This is a genomic window from Brachyspira innocens ATCC 29796, assembly GCF_000384655.1.
Classification (GTDB): domain Bacteria; phylum Spirochaetota; class Brachyspiria; order Brachyspirales; family Brachyspiraceae; genus Brachyspira; species Brachyspira innocens.
In genome coordinates, this window is the sequence record NZ_ARQI01000015.1 from 1 (window position 1) to 1,699 (window position 1,699).

The 1,699-nt window shown below is 21.9% G+C and carries 2 protein-coding genes; one reads left to right on the top strand and one right to left on the bottom strand.

Going from position 1 to position 1,699, the window contains the following annotated elements:
• Positions 1–119 precede the first annotated feature (119 nt).
• Positions 120–1,115 carry a DUF2806 domain-containing protein gene (locus F811_RS0100130; protein WP_014486549.1) on the top strand — a complete coding sequence of 332 codons (996 nt, stop codon included), beginning with the start codon at positions 120–122 and terminating at the stop codon, positions 1,113–1,115.
• 4 nt (positions 1,116–1,119) lie between these two features.
• Here the strand turns inward: F811_RS0100130 and F811_RS0100135 are convergent, their stop codons facing one another.
• Positions 1,120–1,539 carry a DUF2513 domain-containing protein gene (locus F811_RS0100135; protein ID WP_020003302.1) on the bottom strand — a complete coding sequence of 140 codons (420 nt, stop codon included), beginning with the start codon at positions 1,537–1,539 and terminating at the stop codon, positions 1,120–1,122.
• Positions 1,540–1,699: the final 160 nt, after the last annotated feature.

The following is a 1,699-nucleotide window of genomic DNA, read 5'->3' on the forward strand; positions in this document are numbered from 1 at the left end:
ATTCAGATTATAGATTTTTAATGAACTTTTATAGACTAAAGATTTTTAGATTTTTCATATATATTGACAAAAAATATTAAAGATTTATCATTTATTATAATAGTTTATAGGGAGTTATTATGGATGTCAATGATATAGCTGGCATTGGTAAAGCTGTAGAAAAATTTATTGATTTATTAAGAGGTCTTGGTTGGAAAATATATGAACCGCTTCATATAAAAAGAATTGCTGATGTTGAATCTTATAAAAGAAAATTAGAAACAGATGATAAAATATATGAAATAGAAAAAATATCAGAATTTATAACTAAAAATTCAAATCTTAATATAAATCATAATAATAATGGAACAGAAATAAGTAATGCTAATATATTATTAGAAAACACAAAAGCAAGATTAGTAAATCAGGAATTATCAAGAACTTCTAATATTCAAAATGTTATTTCTAAAACTTATGATATATTAAAAGATGAAGAGGATGTTTCTGATAAACCTGTGGATAAGGATTGGTTTACTAGATATTTTAATATTGTTCAAGATATAAGCAATGAAGATATTCAGAATTTATGGGCTAAATTATTAGCAGGAGAGATAAAACAGCCTGGCAGTTTTTCATATAGAACTTTAGAAACATTAAAAAATATGACTACTGATGAAGCAGAATTATTTACTAAAGTTGCTAAATTTTTTATTTTTGATGGACAAAAAAATTGTTATATATTTAATGATCATGATTTATTAAAAAGATATGGTGTTATACATTATTATATTGTTACCTTAATAGATATAGGATTAATAAATAGTTCTTTAAATACAGGTATAATAGTAAATAATAATCTAACTATGCTTAATAATAATTTGATATTTTCAATATATAATAATATGGGTATGGTACAAATACCTATACTTACTGTTAGTAAAACTGGCAATGAAATATTAAAATTAATTGATAATAAATGTAATAGCGATCAATTTTTTATAGATAGTATTAAGATAATAAAAAATATGTTTGGTCAAAATGTTCGTTATACACTACATAAAATTGATTATATAGATGACAAAGGTATAATTCATACTATAGATGATAATGAAGATTTAATGAAGAATATACAATAGTTATTTATAAATTTCCTAAAGCTAGTTTTACTAATAATTGTTTAGCTGTTTCTATGGCTACATTGATTGAAAAATCTTTTATTTTAGAAAATACTTTATCTTCTCTTAAACCGCTTAGAAAATCATATCCTTTTGCTGTAATTCTATAAGCTCCATTAATTAATGGAAAGTTAGTAGATAACAAATAAGTAAATCCATATTTATTTTCCTTATTATTGAAATCATTATCTATACATTCATTATCAAATAAAATTTTAATATGTCCTACTAAATTATCATATAATAAAATTTCTTCTTCATTATTATCATCTTCTGGTACTTTGATGTTTAATTTATCTAATAGTTCTTTTCCAAGTATTTCATGATTTTTATGTTCTTCCATCACTTCAAGTATATTTCTAATTAATTCGTAGTTTATTTTCATTATGTAATTTCCTAGTGTTTTGTGACTAAATTATATATTAAAATGAGTTTTTTTCATCGTTTTATATATAAAAATTATTAAATTAATTGCATAATGTGTTGGTTCTTTTTCTTTTTACATTTCACTAAATACCGCTTTATCCCGTTAAATCCCGCTTATT